The sequence below is a fragment of the Candidatus Enterococcus ikei genome, assembly GCF_017316105.1.
Classification (GTDB): Bacteria; Bacillota; Bacilli; order Lactobacillales; family Enterococcaceae; genus Enterococcus_L; species Enterococcus_L ikei.
This window is the reverse complement of record NZ_JAFLWD010000049.1, coordinates 1-21,262: the sequence shown is the minus strand read 5'-3', so window position 1 is coordinate 21,262 and position 21,262 is coordinate 1. Positions and strand designations below refer to the sequence as shown.

16 protein-coding genes and 1 other annotated feature are annotated in these 21,262 nt (G+C 33.8%); of the genes, 5 read left to right on the top strand and 11 right to left on the bottom strand.

Annotated features, from left to right (window positions below):
• Window positions 1-645 precede the first annotated feature (645 nt).
• From croR to JZO69_RS15725, 4 genes are all read left to right on the top strand, one after another.
• Window positions 646-1,335 (top strand): response regulator transcription factor CroR, encoded by a 690-nt coding sequence (gene croR, locus JZO69_RS15740; RefSeq protein ID WP_010766703.1) that lies wholly within the window; start codon window positions 646-648, stop codon window positions 1,333-1,335.
• A complete protein-coding gene (gene croS / locus JZO69_RS15735) occupies window positions 1,325-2,476 on the top strand; it encodes a sensor histidine kinase CroS (protein ID WP_207113774.1) in 1,152 nt (383 codons plus the stop codon). Before croR ends, croS begins: the two co-directional genes overlap by 11 nt.
• 38 nt (window positions 2,477-2,514) lie before the next feature.
• Window positions 2,515-2,726: a binding site (T-box leader), on the top strand.
• Between the two features lie 94 nt (window positions 2,727-2,820).
• The gene (gene serS / locus JZO69_RS15730) at window positions 2,821-4,092 is read left to right on the top strand and encodes a serine--tRNA ligase (protein ID WP_207113773.1); all 1,272 of its coding nucleotides are present in this window, start codon (window positions 2,821-2,823) and stop codon (window positions 4,090-4,092) included.
• A gap of 110 nt (window positions 4,093-4,202) precedes the next feature.
• Window positions 4,203-5,696 (top strand): polysaccharide deacetylase family protein, encoded by a 1,494-nt coding sequence (locus JZO69_RS15725; RefSeq protein WP_207113772.1) that lies wholly within the window; start codon window positions 4,203-4,205, stop codon window positions 5,694-5,696.
• 43 nt (window positions 5,697-5,739) lie between these two features.
• On the opposite strand, the gene guaB is transcribed toward JZO69_RS15725, so the two are convergent.
• From guaB to JZO69_RS15700, 5 genes are all read right to left on the bottom strand, one after another.
• Window positions 5,740-7,224: an IMP dehydrogenase gene (gene guaB / locus JZO69_RS15720; RefSeq protein ID WP_207113771.1), complete on the bottom strand. Its 1,485-nt coding sequence runs from the start codon at window positions 7,222-7,224 to the stop codon at window positions 5,740-5,742.
• 152 nt (window positions 7,225-7,376) lie between these two features.
• A complete protein-coding gene (locus tag JZO69_RS15715; RefSeq protein WP_207113770.1) occupies window positions 7,377-9,059 on the bottom strand; it encodes a glycosyltransferase family protein in 1,683 nt (560 codons plus the stop codon).
• A gap of 194 nt (window positions 9,060-9,253) precedes the next feature.
• Window positions 9,254-9,937 carry a DUF1129 domain-containing protein gene (locus JZO69_RS15710; RefSeq protein ID WP_207113769.1) on the bottom strand — a complete coding sequence of 228 codons (684 nt, stop codon included), beginning with the start codon at window positions 9,935-9,937 and terminating at the stop codon, window positions 9,254-9,256.
• A gap of 100 nt (window positions 9,938-10,037) precedes the next feature.
• Window positions 10,038-11,138 carry a redox-regulated ATPase YchF gene (ychF, locus tag JZO69_RS15705; RefSeq protein ID WP_207113768.1) on the bottom strand — a complete coding sequence of 367 codons (1,101 nt, stop codon included), beginning with the start codon at window positions 11,136-11,138 and terminating at the stop codon, window positions 10,038-10,040.
• 3 nt (window positions 11,139-11,141) lie between these two features.
• Entirely contained in the window at window positions 11,142-11,339 is a 198-nt protein-coding gene (locus JZO69_RS15700; RefSeq protein WP_207113767.1) for a DUF951 domain-containing protein, read from the bottom strand.
• 303 nt (window positions 11,340-11,642) lie between these two features.
• Here JZO69_RS15700 and JZO69_RS15695 point away from each other — a divergent pair, with 303 nt between their 5' ends.
• Window positions 11,643-13,163, top strand: coding sequence for a helix-turn-helix domain-containing protein (locus tag JZO69_RS15695; protein ID WP_207113766.1), 1,521 nt, complete (start codon window positions 11,643-11,645; stop codon window positions 13,161-13,163).
• 64 nt (window positions 13,164-13,227) lie between these two features.
• Here the strand turns inward: JZO69_RS15695 and JZO69_RS15690 are convergent, their stop codons facing one another.
• The 6 genes from JZO69_RS15690 to JZO69_RS15665 form a co-directional block, all read right to left on the bottom strand.
• The gene (locus JZO69_RS15690) at window positions 13,228-14,331 is read right to left on the bottom strand and encodes a tyrosine-type recombinase/integrase (protein ID WP_207113765.1); all 1,104 of its coding nucleotides are present in this window, start codon (window positions 14,329-14,331) and stop codon (window positions 13,228-13,230) included.
• Between the two features lie 369 nt (window positions 14,332-14,700).
• Window positions 14,701-15,918 carry a hypothetical protein gene (locus JZO69_RS15685; protein WP_207113764.1) on the bottom strand — a complete coding sequence of 406 codons (1,218 nt, stop codon included), beginning with the start codon at window positions 15,916-15,918 and terminating at the stop codon, window positions 14,701-14,703.
• A 187-nt stretch (window positions 15,919-16,105) separates the two neighbouring features.
• Window positions 16,106-17,287, bottom strand: a complete 1,182-nt coding sequence (locus JZO69_RS15680; RefSeq protein ID WP_207113763.1) for a WxLIP family cell surface protein — start codon at window positions 17,285-17,287, stop codon at window positions 16,106-16,108.
• Between the two features lie 293 nt (window positions 17,288-17,580).
• Window positions 17,581-18,714 carry a hypothetical protein gene (locus JZO69_RS15675; protein WP_207113762.1) on the bottom strand — a complete coding sequence of 378 codons (1,134 nt, stop codon included), beginning with the start codon at window positions 18,712-18,714 and terminating at the stop codon, window positions 17,581-17,583.
• A 17-nt stretch (window positions 18,715-18,731) separates the two neighbouring features.
• A complete protein-coding gene (locus JZO69_RS15670) occupies window positions 18,732-19,523 on the bottom strand; it encodes a hypothetical protein (RefSeq protein ID WP_207113761.1) in 792 nt (263 codons plus the stop codon).
• 35 nt (window positions 19,524-19,558) lie between these two features.
• The gene (locus tag JZO69_RS15665; RefSeq protein ID WP_207113760.1) at window positions 19,559-20,386 is read right to left on the bottom strand and encodes a helix-turn-helix domain-containing protein; all 828 of its coding nucleotides are present in this window, start codon (window positions 20,384-20,386) and stop codon (window positions 19,559-19,561) included.
• Between the last annotated feature and the right edge of the window lie 876 nt (window positions 20,387-21,262).

The following is a 21,262-nucleotide window of genomic DNA, read 5'->3' as shown; positions in this document are numbered from 1 at the left end:
TTTTCAAAGGTCTACCGTGTCACCTCGCAGCAACTTTTATATAATATCAAATCTCCGATTTGATGTCAACACTTTTTTTCAAAAGTTTTAAAAGTTTTTTTCTGCTCGGCGTTGTCGTTTCTTTCGTGACAACTTCTTTAGTTTATCAGGTCGTTTGTTATTTGTCAACAACTTTCTTCCTGATTTCTCAAGTTTTTTTCAAACTTGAAATGTTATTTAATTTCTCGCTTCGTTGTCGTTTCTTTTGCGACAACTTCACTAGTTTATCAGGTTAATTATTGTTTGTCAACAACAATTTTTCTGATTCCCAAAGTTTTTTTTCAAACTTGGAATGTTATATTATCTGTATCGTTTGGCGTGTTTCATCAGTGCCTTGCGACAAGATATAATATACCAAGTTTCCGGCTTCCGGTCAACTAAAATTTGCACTTTTTTTAAACTTTTTTTCGTTACCGATTGTTTTATTACTTTTGTTCTTTATTGTTCGTTTTTAACTTAAAAAAGGGTGATTTTCGATCTATTTCTTAATTTTTAGTAACATATTCTAAATTTCCCGTAACTTCTCTTTGTTTTTGTCAATTTTTCCATTTATTTGTTAGAATGAAGGAGAAGAATTCTACTATATATATGGAGGAAATGAACGATATGAAAATTTTAGTTGCTGATGATGATAAAGAAATTGTAGAACTGTTGAGTATTTATATTCACAATGAAGGTTACGAAGTAGTTAAAGCTTATGATGGAAAAGAGGCTTTATCTAAGATTCGAACCATTTCAGATATTGATTTGCTTATTCTAGATATCATGATGCCCATCATGGACGGTATGCAAGTCGTTAAAGAATTACGAAAGGAATCCCAAATTCCAATTATTATGCTGACTGCTAAAACAACTGATATGGATAAAATCAAAGGGCTGGTGGCTGGAGCAGATGATTATGTTACAAAACCATTCAATCCTTTAGAAGTCATGGCTCGGGTTAAATCAATTTTGAGACGTAGTCAGATGCAGCTTAAAGCGGACGAACCGGATGTGCTAGAGATTGGATCGTTGATCATCAATAAAGATTCTCACGAAGTAAAAACAGTTGATGGAAAAGAAATACAATTAACCGCCTTGGAATTCGGTATCTTATACCTATTAGCTAGCCATCCGAATCGTGTTTTTAGTGCCGATGAAATTTTTGAACGTGTCTGGCAGCAAGAAAGTATCGTTTCTGCGAAAACAGTTATGGTTCATGTCAGTCATTTGAGAGATAAAATCGAAGAAGCAACTGGTGGAGAAAAAGTCATTCAAACAGTTTGGGGAGTTGGATATAAGATCGATGCTCGTTAGACAAAAGAAAATCGAAAAGCAAAAACGAATTACCTTAACATCCAAAGAAATCAGTGAATTACTTGCTGAAGGAATCGTTACAATTATCCTGTTGCTTCTATTAAATGTTTCAATTACAGTTCTTCTTAGTGGCAGCGAAACATTAAAGGGAGTCATCTGGGCAACTAAAGGTGCTTTCGCCCAAGAACTAAATACAGATTTATTTTGGAGTTTGAGTAAATTTGTTATACCTATATTTTTTATAGTTGATGTGGGCGTACTGTATTGGCGATTGATCCGTCGTTACCGCCAAATGCAATTACGTCACATTATCAGTGAGCTGCATTATATTGCAGATGGTAATTACGACCACCGTATTCCTTTTGAATTAAGTGGGGATCTAGCAAAAGTCGTGACTAGTATCAATGGTTTAGTTGATAGTACTGTTGCGGCTATCGAAGATGAACGTAAGATTGAAAAATCAAAAGATGAACTGATCACAAACGTCAGTCATGACATTCGAACACCTCTAACTTCTATTATAGGTTATTTAGGCTTGATTGAAGATCGTCAGTTTCATAATGAAGAAGATTTACTGAAATATACCCATACAGCATACGTAAAAGCAAAACAGATGAAGTTACTTGTTGATGACCTTTTTGAGTATACAAAAGTTCGTCAACCTTCCGTTCCTATCAATTTAATCAGTTTTGATATGGCGCAACTGATCGAACAACTTGCTGCTGATTTTGAGCTTGAAGCGGATAAAAATGGCATGACAATTCAAGTCAACGCAAATCCTGCCTCAATCAAAATGGATGGAGATACTGAAAAATTAGTTCGAGTCTTCGATAATCTACTATCAAATGCATTAAAATACGGTAAAGGTGGAAAAAATATCGTCATTGATGTAGAAAAAGTTGGAACAGAAGCTGTAATTGCTGTGAGAAACGATGGTCCACCAATTCCTAAAAAATCTTTAGATCAATTATTCGATCGTTTTTATCGCGTTGAAGAGTCCCGCTCACAAGAAACTGGCGGAACAGGTCTTGGTCTCGCTATCGCACAAAGTATTATAGCCTTGCATGGCGGTTATATCTATGCAACTTCTGATAATCATTGGACGTCTTTTATTATTCACTTGCCTTTGAAGAGAAATTAATTTACTAAGGTTGACATCCAAACAAAAGTTTTGTATCCTAATGACAAGCAAAGAGAAAAAGTATTTATAGTGCTGAATCAAAGAGAGTTTGCGGTGGTGAGAGCAAATATTCTACTATAAAGAAGTCCGTCTCTATTACATGCGTTTGACGAGATAAGTCAAACCGGCAGCAGCCGTTATCTGCTATACAAGGGCAGCATTTAGCTGAACTTGGGTGGTACCGCGAAATTCAAGTCATTTCGTCCCAAGAATATTTTTCTGGGGATGGAGTGGCTTTTTATTTTGCTATTTTTCTGTCAAGGCTGAATAAGCCTGCTACGCTTTTAAAATAAGGAGGAGTAATTATGTTAGATGTAAAAATGATTCGTCAAAATTTTGATGAAGTACAAGCAAAATTGAAAACCCGCGGTGTAAAAGAAGAGGTATTAGTAGAGTTTTTAGGCTTAGACGAAAGCCGACGCAACCTATTAGTAAAATCTGAAGAACTGAAAAAGTATCGTAACGATGTTTCAGCTGAAATTGCACAATTAAAACGGAATAAAGAAGATGCTACAGCTAAGATTGCTGAAATGAAAGAAGTTGGCGGTAATATCAAAGCTTTAGATACTGAAATCGAAGAGATCGATGCTAAACTTCAAGAAATTTCTACAACACTGCCTAATCTTCCACATGAGTCAGTACCTGTAGGCGCAGATGAAGATGATAACGTTGAAGTGCGTCGCTGGAGTGAGCCTAGAAGTTTTGCCTTTGAACCAAAACCACACTGGGATGTAGCAGAAAATCTAGATATTCTTGATTTTGAACGCGGAGCAAAGGTTTCTGGAAGTCGTTTTGTTTACTATAAAGGACTGGGTGCTAGATTAGAACGCGCTTTATACAACTTTATGCTTGATATGCATGTTTATGATCATGGCTATACAGAAATGATGACACCATACATCGTAAATAGTAATTCTATGTTTGGTACAGGACAATTCCCTAAATTTAAAGAGGATGTTTTCCAATTAGAAGGAACTGATATGACATTGATTCCGACAGCTGAAGTTCCTTTGACAAACTATTATAATAACGAAATTTTAGATGGCAAAGATTTACCTATCTATTTTACAGCGCTTAGTCCTTCTTTCCGTTCTGAAGCTGGAAGCGCAGGTCGCGATACACGAGGATTGATTCGTCTGCACCAATTCAATAAAGTAGAAATGGTGAAATTCAGTGATGCAGAACATTCTTATGAAGAATTAGAAAAAATGACTGCGAACGCTGAAGATATTTTACAAAAGCTGAACCTTCCTTATCGTGTCATGTCACTCGCTACAGGAGACATGGGTTTCTCTGCTGCGAAAACATATGACTTAGAAGTCTGGATCCCAGCACAAAATGCCTATCGTGAAATCAGCTCTTGTTCAAACTGTGAAGATTTCCAAGCTCGTCGTGCAATGATTCGCTACCGTGACCAAAATGATAAAGTTCAATATGCACATACTTTAAATGGTTCTGGTTTAGCTGTTGGACGGACTGTAGCTGCCATTTTGGAGAACTATCAAAATGAAGATGGCTCAGTAACGATCCCAGAAGTTTTAGTTCCTTATATGGGTAATTTGAAATTAATTAAATAAATAGAAAGAATCGCTAATTTAGCTCAATGTCTGTTGAAAGTACAATTCAAGCATGATACATTTAAACCACTGAAAACAGTCAAAATTATAAATTAGAGGGATCAAACGATATGGACAGAAAAAATCGCCCACGGGTAACACGAAACAGCCGGCATGAAAAGAAGAAGCAGATCTTTTCAAAAAAAATAGCTATTGCATCAGTTATTGCCATCTCTTTTATTTTAATCTGCGGAGGTGTTTATGCAACATATGCCATGCAGCATAAACCCAAAGAAGCAAGTAACGTTGAAGAGGACAATCCTTATGAGCAAAAAGAAGCAGCATTGTTAAATAAAATTCGAGAATCACAAAAACAAAAAGAATTTGAGAGCACGGAACAAGAAAAAACAGATGGCAATACCCAGACACTAATTTATGTGCCAGCCCCATCTGATTCTATCCCTCAATTACCAACAATAAAAACTGAATTAACAGCTTTAATAGAGGCTGCTCAAAAGAATAGTTCAAAAAATACTAAAACTAAGATTGTCGGCTATGTAAAAGTGCACAAAATCAATGAACAAGTAATCAGTTATCAGCCTACTATCGAAACTTATACCTGGGCTCAAGAAAAAGAAGAATGGTCTGAGAAAACTGAATCAGGTAAAAATACAGCATTCGTCAACCAGAAAACCAAACAACCATTAACATTGCAAGATATTTTCATGAGTGAAGCAAATATCTTAGCTGTTCAGCAAGTTATTCAACAGAAAATCCTTACTGAAAGCCCTGATGGCAATGCTATCATTGATGGTATTCTAAATATGCCAAATATTACTTTAGATGGAACTGCTTTTACGTATTGTTCCGACAAAATCAGTTTAGGATTACCAGAAAATCCGACTGGCAAAACAGAAATCACGCTATCTTATAAAGACATAGCCGGCTACGTAAACCCAGAGTTCGTTGATCCAAATTCTATCAAAGATGCTTTACCTGCACCGTTAGATCCTAATAAGAAATATATCTCTCTAACGTTTGATGATGGACCGAATCCGGAAACAACACCTAGACTTTTAGATATTCTCAAAGAAAAAGGCGTCAAAGCTACATTCTTTATGCTAGGACAAAATGTCGTAAAACACGAATCCCTAGTAAAACGAGTAGCCGATGAAGGTCATGAAGTGGCTAGTCATTCCTATTCACATCCTCAATTGACTGGCGTCGATGCACAAAGAGTAAAGGATGAAGTTCAAAAAACAGATAAAGCTATTTATCGCGCTATCAGCAAATTACCCACTGATTTCAGACCTCCTTATGGGGCTGTAAATCCTGAGGTAGCTAGAATGATCGGTAAACCAATTATTCAATGGTCTGTGGATTCTCAAGATTGGCAAAGTCATAACGCTGAGGCAATCATTAAACGCATAGATGAAACAGCCTACAATGACACCATCGTCTTAATGCACGATATCCATCCAGAAACTGTGGATGCTGTATCAACGGTGATCGATCGCTTACGTGGGGAAGGTTATGAAATTATACCTTCGAAAGACTTATTAGGGAAAAAAGCTAAACCTTTACACATGTATTATGGTTCTAAAGATGAACGTCCTATACAATAAACACAAAAACCTCCTAGGTGTCATACCTAGGAGGTTTTTGTATTTATTGTTCTACAGAATAATTAGGTGCTTCTTTTGTAATTTGCACATCATGAGGATGAGATTCTTTCAATCCATTACCACTCATTTGAATAAATTGTGCTTCTTCACGCAATTGTTTTAAAGTTGCTGCACCAACATATCCCATACCTGATTTTAAACCGCCAATCATTTGGAAAACAATGTCTGATACGCTACCTTTGTATGCAACACGACCTTCAATTCCTTCTGGAACTAATTTATTAGCTTCATTGACACCACCTTGGAAGTAACGATCGCTTGATCCTTTTTCCATTGCGCCTAATGAACCCATACCGCGATACGTTTTGAAGCGACGACCTTGATAAATTTCAAATTCGCCAGGTGACTCATCTGTTCCTGCTAACATACTGCCTAGCATAACAGCGTGTCCACCAGCTGCCAACGCTTTGACGATATCTCCAGAATACTTGATTCCGCCATCTGCAATAATCGCTTTTCCGTATTTACGTGCAACAGAAGCAGCGTCGTAAATCGCTGTTAATTGAGGAACACCCACGCCTGCAACAACACGTGTTGTACAAATAGAACCAGGTCCAATTCCAACTTTAACTACATCAACACCTACGTCATAAAGAGCTTTAGCACCTTCAGCCGTTGCAATATTTCCAGCAATAAGAGTTGCTTCTGGGAATGTATCACGAATTTCTTTGATTTTACGAATCACACCTGCACTATGGCCATGAGCTGTATCGATAATAATCGCATCTACTCCAGCATCTAATAAAGCTTCTGCACGTTCAAATGTATCACTAGTCACACCAACTGCCGCTGCTGCTAGTAAGCGACCATGCTCATCTTTTGCCGCATTAGGAAATTCGATTACTTTTTCAATATCTTTGATTGTGATCAGACCGCTTAATCGATTGTTTTCATCAACGATCGGTAATTTTTCGATTTTATGTTTTTGGAGAATCTTTTCAGCGTCTTTTAGAGAAGTACCAACTGGGGCTGTAACTAAATCCTCTTTCGTCATTACTTCATCGATCTTCATTTGATAGTCTGTTACAAAACGCATGTCACGGTTCGTGATGATCCCAACTAATTTACGATTTTCCATCGTTTCTACGATCGGCACACCACTGATACGATATTTACTCATCAGATTTTCTGCATCTGCAACTAAATTCGTTGGTGTTAAGAAAAACGGATCGATGATTACGCCACTCTCAGAACGTTTTACTTTGCGAACCTCATCTGCTTGTTGAGCAATACTCATATTTTTATGAATAACACCTAAGCCGCCTTGACGAGCCATTGAAATTGCCATCTTACTATCTGTGACAGTATCCATACTCGCACTGATTAGAGGAATATTCAATTTAATATTTTTTGCCAATTGTACACTCATATCCACTTCATTTGGCAGCACGTGACTTTCTGCAGGAATCAATAAAACATCATCAAATGTAAGACCTTTTTTTGCGAATTTTGTTTCCCAGTTTGACATTTTCCAGACCACTCCTCTATTTAATTTTATATAAGAAAATAACAGATAATAAAAGGTAAGTCAACCGCATTTCTCTGTTTACAGAGATTTTCTTTTGGTTTGTCTAAACATGAGCTTTTTCTCATTTTTTTGTTATCAAATTGAAACCGTAACTACGGTTTTTTCTTTGTTTTCGTCCAAGTTGAAGGTTCAGGTACAACTTTATAGATCACGCAAATTAAAAGAGTAGAAACTGATAAACCCAATGAAATTTTTTGCGCCCAAGTACTTTGATAAGAAACCGATACACGACCTTTTCCAGACAGCTCAATATCTACTAACCCATTTTGTTTATTTAGTGATGCTGGAATTATTTTTTCTTCTCCACTGCCTACTATTTTAGCCTGATAGCCGTAATAATAGATGAACGGAATTGTTACCGTCGTTTTTTGCGTATCTTTTGTATGATAATCAAAAACCACTGAATCAAAGCTCATTTTGACTTTCGTCGCTTCTACTTCATCAGCATCATAAACTACTTTACGTTTTTTATTCTTTTTAATAGTAGAATAGTCAACTTCTTTTGGTAAATACTCATGCCCAGCACCAATATAGTAACTGTTCGTTTGGTCATATTCGTGATGTGATAAGACCCTTTTTCCTTCCGTATCAATACTTTCCTTTTCATATAATCCAACGCCCAGTAAAAGAACGATCGCTAGAATAACCTGACTGCTTGGAAACTTTTTAAATAATCCTAAATCATCATTTGCGACAAGGTAAGCTACCAACATGGTCACGAGTGATAAGAAGCGCCAAGGAAACTGAATGGTATTCAATGGTGTTTGGTCAAATAGATGCCAAGGAAAAAGATTAGTCGTCATAAACATGAATAATAAAGCAAGAATGATTAGTTCACGATTAGGTGTATCTCGCTTAAACAGCATTCCCGTATAAACAACTAAACCACCTAGTAAAATAACCCCTATATTCGCTGAAGATGCATGAAATACACTATTTTTGAAACTATTAGCAAGTAACTCACTCAAAGAGTAACTCCTATCTGAAATCAGTGTCAAAGGGTTCGATGTCACTTGGAACGTAACATGACTCATCTGTTCAAAAACAGGCACCAAATAAAAGGCCAACAGCAAAATGGTCACTCCAGCAGCTTTCAATATTCCAATAATTATCTCTTTCTTTAAAAACCGCTTTAAATTTAAAAGAATATACATCCCTATAAAAATACTAACGATTTCTAACGAAATAAAATGAGCTAACCCAATACCTGTCATAGCAAAAGTCAACAACGGCCATTTCTTTTCTTGCCCATTTTTTAACAAATACACACTTGCCAAAACTAACGGGAAAAAACCCATCGCCAATAATTCCCCAATTGCTTCTCGATTAAAAAAATCTTGCAAACGATAAATAGAAAGTGTGTATAATAATGAAAATAAATAACTTTTTACTTTAGATAATTCCATATATCTACCAGATACATACGTCAAAATAAAGGTACTTAAATTGATTCCAATGGCAAAAACAATAAAACTAGTTGCTAAAGAAAAGCCCGCTGCCCGTAAAATTGCAGGAAAATACAAATAAAAATCTGGATAAAACAAACTAGATGCATACCCATATCCTCCGATAAAAAAGTAACTTACTTTTGGCAGAAGTATCCCTTCTTTTAATGACAAAGCCAAACCTTCGATCCGATTTTGATGAAAATGATAGTCATCACCGATCATAATATGATTATTTTGAAGATAAATAATATATAAAGATAAAACACTTAATATAAAAAAACTCAAAAAAATCAATAATCGACTATGTTGACTGATCCACGATTTCATTGATCCACCTCTTTATTTATGAAAATTAGTTGAAAATTTCATTACTACTAACCATGGTAGCTTGTTAAGCCTTTTCTTTCAAACATGAACCCTTCAAATGTGAACTGTACTAGGTAATTTTTCAAAAAAAAAGAATCTTAAACAAAATTAAAGATAATTTTGTTTAAGATTCTTCTTTTATTAAATAATACTTATTAACGCGCCAAGCTACTGCGCATGTTATATTTTTTCTTTAATAAGTAACGGGTACCTAAAGCAATTCCACCAATAATAATCACAATTACTGGGTCTAAAACTGGATTGATAACTGCTGGTAACATTGCTGAACCAGTAAATACAACAAGCCATAGCAACATTGCACCAACTAAGATCAAGCCTGTTTTAAACCAACCTGGACGTTTAGATTTATCGACACCTGGGCGATCATACTGATACACATATTTATACATAAGATAAAATACATATCCACCAGCCATTGATGCTAACACCAAGGTTAATAATCCTAACGGCTGTGACTTCCCTTTAGACCACATCATCATAACTGAGAACATAATCGTCATTACACCGAATAACAACAACGTATTATCCAGCCACATCAAGATCGGTGTTGATTCTGGAAGTTCTTCTGGTTTGTTTAAGATAGACTCCGTACGTTCAGCCACTGTTCCGAAAAGTTGACGTGCAGTTTTTCCGCTTTTTTGACCTTCTACTAAATGGGGTAGAATTTCATGTAACGCTAATGTCTGCGCTTCTTCTGAAAGATTAGCAGCAACCAATGACTTTTTTAAGTCAAAAATGTATTGTTCATTTCTCTTTGTCAATTTTTGTTCAAGTTCACGATTCTCTGAAACGATATCTCGAAGTGCTTCTGATTCCATTTTTTGCGTCCTCCTCGCCCGTGACAACGGGGCAGTCTTTACCTAAAAAGTATTCTAACACATTTTTTAGGGAGAAAAACAGTTTTTAGCGAATTTTTTCCTATACATTGAAACGGAAAAGCATAACATCGCCATCTTGAACAATATATTCTTTTCCTTCTAAACGAACTTTTCCTGCTTCTTTAGCAGCTTGCATGTTGCCATACATATTCAAATCATCAAAGGAAACCGTCTCAGCTCTAATAAATCCACGCTCAAAATCAGTATGGATGATCCCTGCTGCTTGAGGCGCTTTGATCCCTTTACGGAAAGTCCACGCACGAACTTCTTGCTCACCAGCAGTAAAGTAAGTAGCTAAGCCTAAAAGATCATATGCTGCACGAATCAATTGATCTAAACCAGATTCTTCGATGCCTAGCGCTTCTAAAAACTCAGCTTTATCTTCATCATCTAATTCAGCGATCTCTTCTTCTGCACGTGCACAAACAACGATAACTTCTGCTTGTTCATTTGCAGCAAAATCACGAACTTTTTGAACATAAGGATTATTATCTGAATCAGATACTTCATCTTCTGACACGTTTGCTACATACAAAATAGGTTTTGCTGTTAATAAGAAAAGACTTTTAACAATCTTTTGCTCATCTTCAGTAAATTCGATTGTTCGAGCAGACAAGCCTTCTTCTAGAACAGGTTTAAGCTTATCTAAAACAGCAAGTTCAGCTACTGCATCTTTATCTTTCGTCTTAGCGATCTTTGCTACACGTGCATAACGTTTTGTAATAGAGTCTAAATCGGCTAATACTAATTCCAAGTTGATTGTATCAATATCCGCTAATGGGTCTACACGACCTTCAACGTGAGTTATATTATCATCATCAAAACAACGCACCACATGACAAATAGCATCTACTTGGCGAATATGACTTAAAAATTGATTTCCTAAGCCTTCACCTTTGCTTGCACCTTTTACGATTCCAGCGATATCTGTAAACTCAAAAGTAGTTGGTACTGTTTTTTTAGGTTTCACTAACTCTGTTAAACGCAGCAAGCGCTCATCCGGTACTTCAACCATCCCAACATTGGGATCAATTGTTGCAAATGGATAATTTGCTGCTTCTGCTCCTGCTTTTGTAATTGCGTTAAAAAGGGTAGATTTCCCTACGTTAGGTAAACCTACGATTCCAGCTGTTAATGCCATCGATTATTCACTATCCTTTATCTGTTTTTTTTCCAAAATTTTCTTCATCTTCTTTTCAAAATCACGGCGTGACATCATAACGATATGACCGCAGTTCGTACATTTTATTTTAATATCAGCACCCATTCGGATAATTTCCCAACGATTTGCCTGACAAGCATGGGGCTTTTTCATTTCTACAATATCACCAAGATCATACATTCCAGACATATCCCTTCTAACTAATAAATAGTCATCAATATTTATAAAATCAGACATAAACATACAAAGATACAATACCATTTTTTGGGCAATCAAGCAAAACTATTTTATTGTTCCATTTATGTTTTGTCTATTTAATAATACAATACAATAAATTAATATTATTATTTACAAAAAAATAAAAATTGATCCGTCTAAATAGGATTGTAATTATTATATTTATATTGGATAATAAGAAATATATCATTGGATGAACGTAGTCTCAATCCACCCATTCATACTGATATGTAAAGGAGTTTTACTATGAGAAAGTTTGACTTACTAGAAAAATTGGAAATTTACCAAATCGAGTTATTAATTTATATGAGCGATGTTGGCGGAATTGCAACAAAAAAAGAGCTTTTGGATCATTTAGATATAGGGGATTATTTTCTATCAAAGTTAATTGAAGGCTTAATGACCTCTGCTAAAAAATCGAATGGTAGCTTCTCCATTGAAGTAAATAGACATACTGTCAGATTTCAAACAAAACCTGACTACTCTATTCATACACTTTACAATGAACTGATTGCTCACGCTCCAAAGTATAAAATTTTAGAGGAATTATTGCTTTGTGGTGCCGTTGATTCCTCTCGTTTATGCGAAAAAATAGGTATCAGTCACTCAACTTATTTTAGGAAAATCAATGAACTAAATACATTTTTAAATGAATTTGACCTATCTATCCAAAATGGTTACCTACTGGGTTCTGAATTACAAATTCGTTTTTTTTATACGTCTTTTTGTATGGTAATAGACCCTAAACGACACTTGAAAGTTCCTAATGTCGATCCCAGAATTTATGAAACTGTTACTAACATTCAGACGATTTTAGGTGGTTCTACTTCGATTAATTCTAGAAAAAAGTTAATTACCTATCTGAGCCTTTTAAAAAGAAGAAATGCCCAAAAAAACATACCCGATTACAGCGACCAAGCTCCGTTTTTTCACAACCAAACTGATATCAACAGTCAAAAAAGATTTATTCGCGCATTAAAAAATACGCACCTATTTAAAAAAATTAATAAGGTTCTTGGATCATTTTTAGTTTATTACTCTTTTAAAATGATTCCTAACGAAACTATCTTATTACTGCTGTTCATGCTTGGTGAAGAAATTATTCCTGTTAATTCTCATTATTTAAGTGAACTTGATTTAATCGAATGCCAAAGTAATCTTTTCGTTCGAACTTTAAATGAAGAATTTTCAAATTTTATGAAAGCATGTCACCCGAATACATATTTAAACGAAATACATAGGGCAACGTTCCATCATTATCTAAATTCTGTTGGCTATCATCACTTACTATTCAAAGGACATATTGATTACTATTGGGAGCCAACCTACATAGCGTGGGAAAAAAACAAACATGCTGAAATGATATATACATTTATTGATTTTTTTAAACAAAAGTACCCACTGCTTTTTGTAGATGTAACTCATGATTCTATTTTGATTACAAGATATACCCACGCAATAAACTTTTATAAAGACTGTATCCGAGCTAAGCTTTCTATTGGCATCTTTATTGAAGGTGATCAGTTATGCAAACAAAAATATACGAATTGGTGGATCCAACATATCGAATTAACCACTTTTGCACAAGCAGAACCAGTAGCTTTTAATAAACTATATGATCTCGTCATCAGCAATGTTGACTGTTCCAATTTAAAAAAACGCGGAAAATATTTTTTCTTTATAGCAAATTATAATGAAAAAACTGATATCAATGATATTGATCAATTGCTGCACACTATTTACTCGTCCAGCATTACTAAAACATAAATATGTGTTTTATCTTTTCATACCCTATTAGAATATGAACTAGCACCAATACCATCTCTCCTTATTAAATAAATTCAAGCTTTTCTACCAGTTGACGCTCTTCTGTGAAAAATGAATTTGTATAACAATCCAGTGTCATTTTTGTCGATGAATGTCCTAAAAGAGAACTGATCGTTGCAATATTCCCACCTGCTTCTAAACAACGGGTAGCAAATGTATGTCTTAAGGAGTGGAAAGAAAATTTTTCTAAACCAATTTTTTTACGAATTATTTGAAAACGATAGGCAATCGTTCTCGGTTCAAGAGCTTTATGTTTATTTGAAATAACGTAGTCACTCGTGGATACTTTTTGAAGTTCCAATAATTTTTTCTTTAGAGATTTAGTAATCGGGATTTTTCGTTGTGAGTTACTGCTTTTAGGTGTAACTTCAACAATCTCCGTTTTTCTTCCCGATTTATCTTCTGTCTGAATTCTCAGCACTGTTCTGTTAACGCCAAGTGTATTATTTTCAAAGTCTATATCATCCCATTTTAATCCGCAAATTTCTCCAATTCGCAGACCTGTTTGTAAAGCAAGCATGATAGAAAAAAATTTCTGATTCGTATTGATTTCTTTGACTAACTTGGCTTGGTCTTTAATCGACAAGGCTTGAACCGTTTTCCTTGTTGTTTTTGGAAGCTCTAATCCCATACAAGGATTTTCTGTCAATAAATGTAAGTTGACCGCTTTACTCAGACAGTTTTTCAATACTGAAACTATCGATCGTATCGAACTTGCTTTGAGCGTTTTATCCATATTTTTTAGTAATTCATCAATATCTTTTTGTTTTAGTTTTTGTAATTTGATTGAGCCAATTTTTGATAATACATGAACATTCATTTTGTTTTTGTAACTAGCATATGTACTACCTTTTACCTTAGGACGAACAAATGTCTCCAACCAATAATTTGTCCAATCCAACATTTGTCCTTCATAAGGTAGAAGGTTCTTGCTTTTACTTGTCTGATTTTCATATTTCATTAAAATAAGTTGATGTTTTACCTCTGAGTATTTATACCCATAGATATACCCATAATGAATTTTCCCATTTTCATGTCTGCCTTTTATGTATCGGCCTTCCCAACGACCATCTTTTCTTTTATAAATATTTTCTCCTCTTCTTGCCATAACTAAGATCCTTTCCAAAAGTTAATTTTATTAATTCTAGAAAATGAAATTATTACAAAATTAAAATATTTTTTTGTTTTATATATCCTAAAAAGTACTTATTTAATTAGTGTATTTAATCCCTTTTCAATAACTCCTAACCAACCATTAAAATCCAACATACATTAAGTTCTGTTTACTTAACTAAGTATGCATTAATTCTTTTTTTACTTAGTTTCAAAAATTACAGAAAAAAAGAAAATTTTTGGAAGTGTATCCTCATATTTTTTTGTTATGCAAATAACATTAATATAATATTCTAATGAAAAAGAATGGGGTGTATACATCTGAAACTACTCTAGTTTCTTGTATTCCCCATAGCTTCCTTGACTATACTTCATTTACTAAAATCATATTATTGTTTATTTTTAAAGAATTACTTAGAAAATCTTTTAAGGCTCCGTAGCCTTCTAGTTTAATCAACAAATCCTGTGAACAATACACCCAGTAATTTAAAATTGTAGGGCCTGCAGCAATCTTTTCTACAGTCTCCATAAACTGACCTAACTCTTTAATCAGTTCTCTACAGCTCAATTTACCAGCAATAATAATTTCTTCTTTACCTTCCAACTCCAACAACATCCATAAATAATCTATAAATTCTACTTTTGCTTTTAGCAATAAAAATTGTTTTTTTGGAATCATTCGTTTTTTACTTAACTCTTCACTCTCTGTAAAACACTTCAAAACCGCCAATTCAAATTTGGATACAGGTCCTTTAAAGGTACTTGTTTTTGTCGTATTTCTTTTAAGTACAGGTTTTTGTGCTAGCCTAATTGGCATTCCATTCTTTATTTTTAAACCTTTTGATACTTGTTTTGATTGTTTCAATGTAAGTTTAGGAACTGGACTATTTTTTTTTACAACATCAGCTGTTTCTTCAATTGGTTTTGTTTCCATTATTGTATATTCTTTATTTTCAGAATGTTTTTGGATATCTTTCATTTTATATTCAGCTTGGGTCATTTGCTCTTGAATTGTTTGACTGACCTTTGTTAGCTCATTTTTAAGTAACTCTCCCGATCCTAAAACAATTGATTCATTTTTGATTAGTCTGTCTTCTAACCCTTCCATCTTTTTCGTTAGCTGACTACATTTTTCTAATATTCCATCAATTTCTGCTTCTTTTCTTTTAAATTCTGCTTCTTGCTCTTGCTTAACAATATTGTCGTATGATTCAATCAGTTCTTTAACATACTCTTTTATAGTTCGGAGAAGCCTTACTTGTTCTTGCTCAAAAAAACCTATCGTAAAAGTTAACACGATATATGCTGGTGACGTAAAAACATTGATTTTGTTAATGAGCAACTCATCGTTTTTTTCAGTCCATGTTTCTTGTATTTTTTGAGCAATCTGTTCAAGCTCCCTTAGTGATCGAACATCTTTTTTAAATATCAATTTACAAGATAAATACGCTTCGTGTGGTGTAGCTATATGTCTATTGAAAAGTTCTACTCCCAAAAGTCTCGGATTAACTTTTTGATGTAGAATGTATTTTTTTATGATTTTTCTCCCTTGTTTTTGGGGATTGTGTTCAGTTTCGTTCATGTCCTCCAACTCCTAAAATCGCTGTACTATACACCTATTTTTTATGATTTAAAAATATTAATCGATAACTTTCCTTTTTAGATGATCGATCCTGTTATTCAGAACAGCCACAAAATGCTTTACACATTTTTTTGAATCTAACTTTTATCGAGTTCTTTTAGCATTGTATTTGAAAATAATTGCTCACTTATCTTCTTGAACGTCTTGGACTAGAAGGTCGTTTTTTTTTGATGGTATCGTTTTTTTCTCTTTTAGGTTTTCTGATTTTAGGAGAATTCCTATTATTTCGTTCACGTTTTTTCTTCCTATACTCCATCGCTTCTTCAAACTGTTTCTCCTTGCGTTTTCTCAAAATTAGTAAGATTAGCAAAAGTATCAATAAGAATACAAAAGTGACAACAAAAATAATCGTATAAAACAGTAATCTTTCTCTGTCTGATCCTATTTTAGAAGCTTTTTTTTCTTTCTCTTCAGAAGTCTGAGAAATTTCAAATTCTTTCGTCCATTTCCACTCTTGATTGGTCGCTTTAGACTTAGCAGTTACATGCGCTTGGTATTCTCCCGCCTGAAGCTCTTGTTTTTCTTCCGCAATAACAAGTGAAAAACTAGAATTCGGAGCCATTCTATAACCCGTTACTTTAGTTTGATGAAGTACTTTATCTGAATTTTTTTTATATATTCTTGCTGTATATTCAATATCTTCTAAATTTACAGCTTGTTTATTTTGAATAATTGCTTTTATACCTTTTTCTTTCGTGTCTTGTACGGGTAAAAGTTTCAGCAGTTCTAATTCCGCTGAAACTGGTGCATCTGTCTCCGTTAATTTAACAGCTACAATATATGTCTGTTCTTTTGATTTTTCTATACTCTCTGAATGACTTGTCTGTTTATTCTTTTCAGATGATGTAACTTTAATACCGCCTAATACCATTCCATTAAATTCATCACCAGGCATTGTTACATGTACCGTTGTGGTGATCGTTTTTTTAGCTGGAACTATTATTTCTGACTCAGCTGTCGCAATATCTTTTAAAGAGTATTTCAAACTTTTATCTCTTGGGATATCTTTGGATCGATCAGAGTAATCTATCTCCCCAGCATCATTTGTAGTAGCATCATTGATTTGTATAGTAACTTTCTGCTCACTATCAGAATCATTAACTAATTCAAGAGTCAAATCTTGTTCTTGATTTGGTACCATTCTAAGATCATAATAAGTTGCTTCTGGATTATGTTGGTTTTTAGGTAACGCAGGCTTTACCGTTACGGCAAAACCTACTTCGACTTTAACAACCGTAACTGTAAACAATAAAAGAAAAAATCCTATCATCCAGACCCTAGGGTAAAATGTTTTTAGTTTATCAATCATTGAATTTTAAGCCCCCTGTATAATAGAATCGTATGTAAGTATTTTGAAAAAAATTAATGTAACAACTATGAAAAAATGGACCACAGATATAAATGACTCTTTGTCCCATAATCGAAGTAAATGTAAGATAGGCATAAACACAACAACAAGTGAGTACACCTAACCTTAGCAACTTCATCTGTTTTCTTTTTCGTAGTCATTTTTTAGCAAATTATGTAGTAATGGATTGGAAAAGCCGACAATTTCCAATCCTTCTTTTTTTCTAACAATTAAAAAATGAGAAATAAACTGTTTTAAGCATCAACGATTGAGTCCTCATTTAATATTATTTGTTCTAGTAAATAATTTTCTCCCTGTATAAGATCAAAATAAGCGGCTTTATTCAGTATACTGTCATAATCCATTTTCATGATCCTTACATGAGGTTGACGAAACCAAGATTTTTTTTTGATTTTCACTCTTGATTCAATCAGTTTACATTCATCTAGAACTAGATAAATTTCATTTGTAGAAACTGAGTCTTTAAAACTTCTTACTTGTTCCCTTTCATAAGTCAACTGATTATCAGAAATAGTCATCTTTTCAGACTTTGTAACTAATTCTTTATTCATTTGCCAAGACTGCTCTAAAAATTTGGCTTTTTGCAGTAACTGAGAATACTCTCTCAAATCTACTCTTAATATATGATCCCAATTTTCATTATCATCACTACTTGATTGACTTAATTCTTTCATAGCTCTAGAAAGGTTTTGACGCTCCATTTGATCGATTACAACTTCCAATTTTTTATTTGCAAGTCGCATTCTTTCTTTAGCATATCTTTCTCTGCTAACTGCTTCTTCAATTTTCAGCAAATAATTAGCATCGTCATGATTATCGCTACTATACTCTGAAAGTTCGACTTCCTCTCTTGGCGCATGACTGACAGTCTGAAGCGGTTTGATAAACTTAGATACAAGTTGTTCAATCTCGCGGACAAATAACTCCAATACGTCGTCATCATCACCAAACATCTGCTGCTTCAACGACTGTAACAAGTTGACCATAAAGGGAAATCCTGTATCTCTATAAGCAATCGGAACAAAATCAATGTAGTAAACCACACGTTTATCTTCTTTTTCCATAGAACCGCCTATCCAAGCAATTTGAGGAAAGGTTTGGATTAACTCATCCAGTAACCCAGACCAGTCGAGATCTACAAAATCTAAAGTAATCTCTACATGTTTAAAAAAGGAGATTATGGTATGAAATTCTTCAAAATATTCTTCTACATCTTTTTGAGGATAAGGAATTCTTTTATTTTTTTTCTGAAAAATCTCTTCACAGATATAATAGATATCCCGCAACATGTCATCATCAAAAAGACGCTCACCTACTGCTGGAGCAGCGGCTTGATAAATGTCAACCATAATATTTTGATAAGCCACTTCTTAATCCCCTTCCCTTAATCTAGTGATTGATCGGCCAGGCGACTTGATTTGCTAAGCAAATCTTCCATCAACACACTTGTTTCGTTTTGCAAGCGAAGTATCCGAGTATGATAATTTGCTGCTTCCTGATTGATCATTTTCAGTTCGATTGAAGCTTCAGAAATAGCTTTCTTCGTCTCATGTCTTGCTGCTTCTACTGTTCGGTCAGCTTCAGCTGTTGCACGTTCAATTATTTGTTGTGCTTTTTCTTTTGCCTCCATTAAAACTTCAGCAATTTGACTTTTCATTACATCTTGTTGACGCAACTGTCTCTCAGTCTCAATACCCTTATTTCGTTCTTCTAATAGTTGTTCTTCTAATTGAGTTCTCAAATCTTCTGATTGTCGTAATTGTTCTTCAAGTGCCTGAATTCGCTCTTTAGACTTAGATGAGCTTGTCAAACGCATTGTTAATTGATCGATTTCTTGCTGCTTATTTTCAACTTCAGCCTTTAATCGTTCCGCCATTGTTTTTTGACGCTGTACTTCTTTTTGGAACTGTTGATTTTCATTAGTCAAATGTTCAAGCACAGCAGCTTGTTCTTGTTGTATTTCTTGCTCTTGTTTTCTCATAGTATTATCCGAACGCTCTCTTTTAGTTGAAATTTCTGGACGACTTTTTTTAGGAGGATCATACTCTTCTTCTTCGTATTCATCGTCATACTCATCATCGTACTCGTCATATTCATCATACTCATCGTAGTATTCGTCATAATCCTCTTCTTCATACTTCTTTTTTTTTTTGTTTTTTTTGTTAAATATAGCCACTTCTCCCGCTTCCCTTCTTAGTTATCATTTTTTACTTACACATTACCTACTAGTAACTCTCTTATCTTTTCATCTTGCTGTTCATCTAGTTCGACAAACTCTTGATTCAAGTAGTAACCTATTCCTTTTTTATTTAAAATAAATGGTTCAAAAATCGAGGTCTTTTCCATTATCTTTTGCTTGATACGATTGATTAGATTACTTAGCAATGCTTGCTTATTTTTTTGTTTTGCATTGGTCCAAATCGCTTCACACAGAGCTTGACTTGAAAAAACTCTTTGGTCAGATTCAATAAAATGTTCCAATACTTGATGTTCCTTTTTGGTTAATGGAATTAGCCAGTTGTCAATAATCAATGTGCGATCTTTCAATTGGAAAGAATATTGTTTTTTTACTTTGGCTGTATTTGGTAATGACGATGAACTTCGAGAAAACCCCTCATTATTGAGATATGAATCTGCCATCTTTTCTTGCCCATCTGTTCCTGTCTGACTAGCACGTTCCTCAAAAATAGCAGCCAACTTACTAGCCAAATCTGTAACAGATATTGGATAACGAACAAAAATCACATTAGCATTGTTCAAGTACTTGGACTTATTGACTTGCTCTGATTCAAACGTTAAAACAACAATTGGCTTATTTAATAGTGCTAAATTGTCTAAAAATGATTCTTTCAAACCGCTATACATAGACTGCTGATAAATAATAAGATCAAAATTTTGCAGAAAATAGAACTCTTTATCTTTTGGTTGAGTCAATATATCTTTTGAAACCATTATTTCATAATCCATATTCAACAAACTATTTTGCAACAGTCCATTTGCACTTAGTGTGTCTGTCAATATAATAATTTTTTTCCTCATAGATAGTAAATCCTCCTTTAATTTATATATATTAAAATACCAACCATTCATGTTCATAAAATTCCTATAGCAAATTAATATAGTACAAACTTAAAATTATGCACCACATAAACTATAAATTTAGATAATAGGAATTTCCTATTCTTATATAAAATAAGAAAAAACAACGTTTAAGCTTAGATACATATAGAATCTAATTTCATATTTGACGGTTAGATGACGGTCGATTGAAGGTTTTTACCAGATAAATATGTTAAAAAATAAGAATTTTAAAAAATAAATGAATCATCATGCGTTATGCAAAATAAAAAAAGGAAGCTGGGCATTCTTTCGTCATTACTTATCTGGAAACAGCAGATTTAAAGTAAAATATTTGACGGTCTATTTGACGGCGTATGAAAATAAGTAAATTTAGTACAAGTGATTATGTATTAGTTAGGTATTAAAAAGCTAGCTGAACATTTTCTTACCTTTACCTATTAAGGGCTATATATCAGCGCTTTGGTATAAAATGATGATTTGAGTGTGTAAACAGGTCATAATATACTTTAATTAAATATATTGTTATTTTTTATCCCTCATTGACATGTCCAAATTATTTATTGTATACTTAATGTATAACTATTTAACTAAGTGTCTATTTAACAATATCTATCATAGCTTAATTTGAACAATTATAAATTTTTCTTATTTTATATAAAAACAAGAAAAAATTTGTTATTTTTAAATATATTATTTTATATATAAATTTTTACGTTGAAAATATTTTTTTTAGTAAATATTACCTTCTACGGCTACACTTAAACCTGTTTTTTCATTTACAATCTATGTATATGATATTAATCTAAAAATTTAGAATAAAAAGTGTAGAGCCAA

Coding starts and splice junctions, on each gene's coding strand:
- JZO69_RS15690 (WP_207113765.1), bottom strand. CDS start 14,331: ATGGCAAGAAGAGGAGAAAATATTTATAAAAGAAAAGATGGTCGTTGG.
- JZO69_RS15695 (WP_207113766.1), top strand. CDS start 11,643: ATGAGAAAGTTTGACTTACTAGAAAAATTGGAAATTTACCAAATCGAG.
- serS (WP_207113773.1), top strand. CDS start 2,821: ATGTTAGATGTAAAAATGATTCGTCAAAATTTTGATGAAGTACAAGCA.
- croS (WP_207113774.1), top strand. CDS start 1,325: ATGCTCGTTAGACAAAAGAAAATCGAAAAGCAAAAACGAATTACCTTA.
- JZO69_RS15680 (WP_207113763.1), bottom strand. CDS start 17,287: ATGATTGATAAACTAAAAACATTTTACCCTAGGGTCTGGATGATAGGA.
- JZO69_RS15715 (WP_207113770.1), bottom strand. CDS start 9,059: ATGAAATCGTGGATCAGTCAACATAGTCGATTATTGATTTTTTTGAGT.
- JZO69_RS15685 (WP_207113764.1), bottom strand. CDS start 15,918: ATGAACGAAACTGAACACAATCCCCAAAAACAAGGGAGAAAAATCATA.
- JZO69_RS15700 (WP_207113767.1), bottom strand. CDS start 11,339: ATGTATGATCTTGGTGATATTGTAGAAATGAAAAAGCCCCATGCTTGT.
- croR (WP_010766703.1), top strand. CDS start 646: ATGAAAATTTTAGTTGCTGATGATGATAAAGAAATTGTAGAACTGTTG.
- guaB (WP_207113771.1), bottom strand. CDS start 7,224: ATGTCAAACTGGGAAACAAAATTCGCAAAAAAAGGTCTTACATTTGAT.
- JZO69_RS15665 (WP_207113760.1), bottom strand. CDS start 20,386: ATGAGGAAAAAAATTATTATATTGACAGACACACTAAGTGCAAATGGA.
- JZO69_RS15725 (WP_207113772.1), top strand. CDS start 4,203: ATGGACAGAAAAAATCGCCCACGGGTAACACGAAACAGCCGGCATGAA.
- JZO69_RS15710 (WP_207113769.1), bottom strand. CDS start 9,937: ATGGAATCAGAAGCACTTCGAGATATCGTTTCAGAGAATCGTGAACTT.
- ychF (WP_207113768.1), bottom strand. CDS start 11,138: ATGGCATTAACAGCTGGAATCGTAGGTTTACCTAACGTAGGGAAATCT.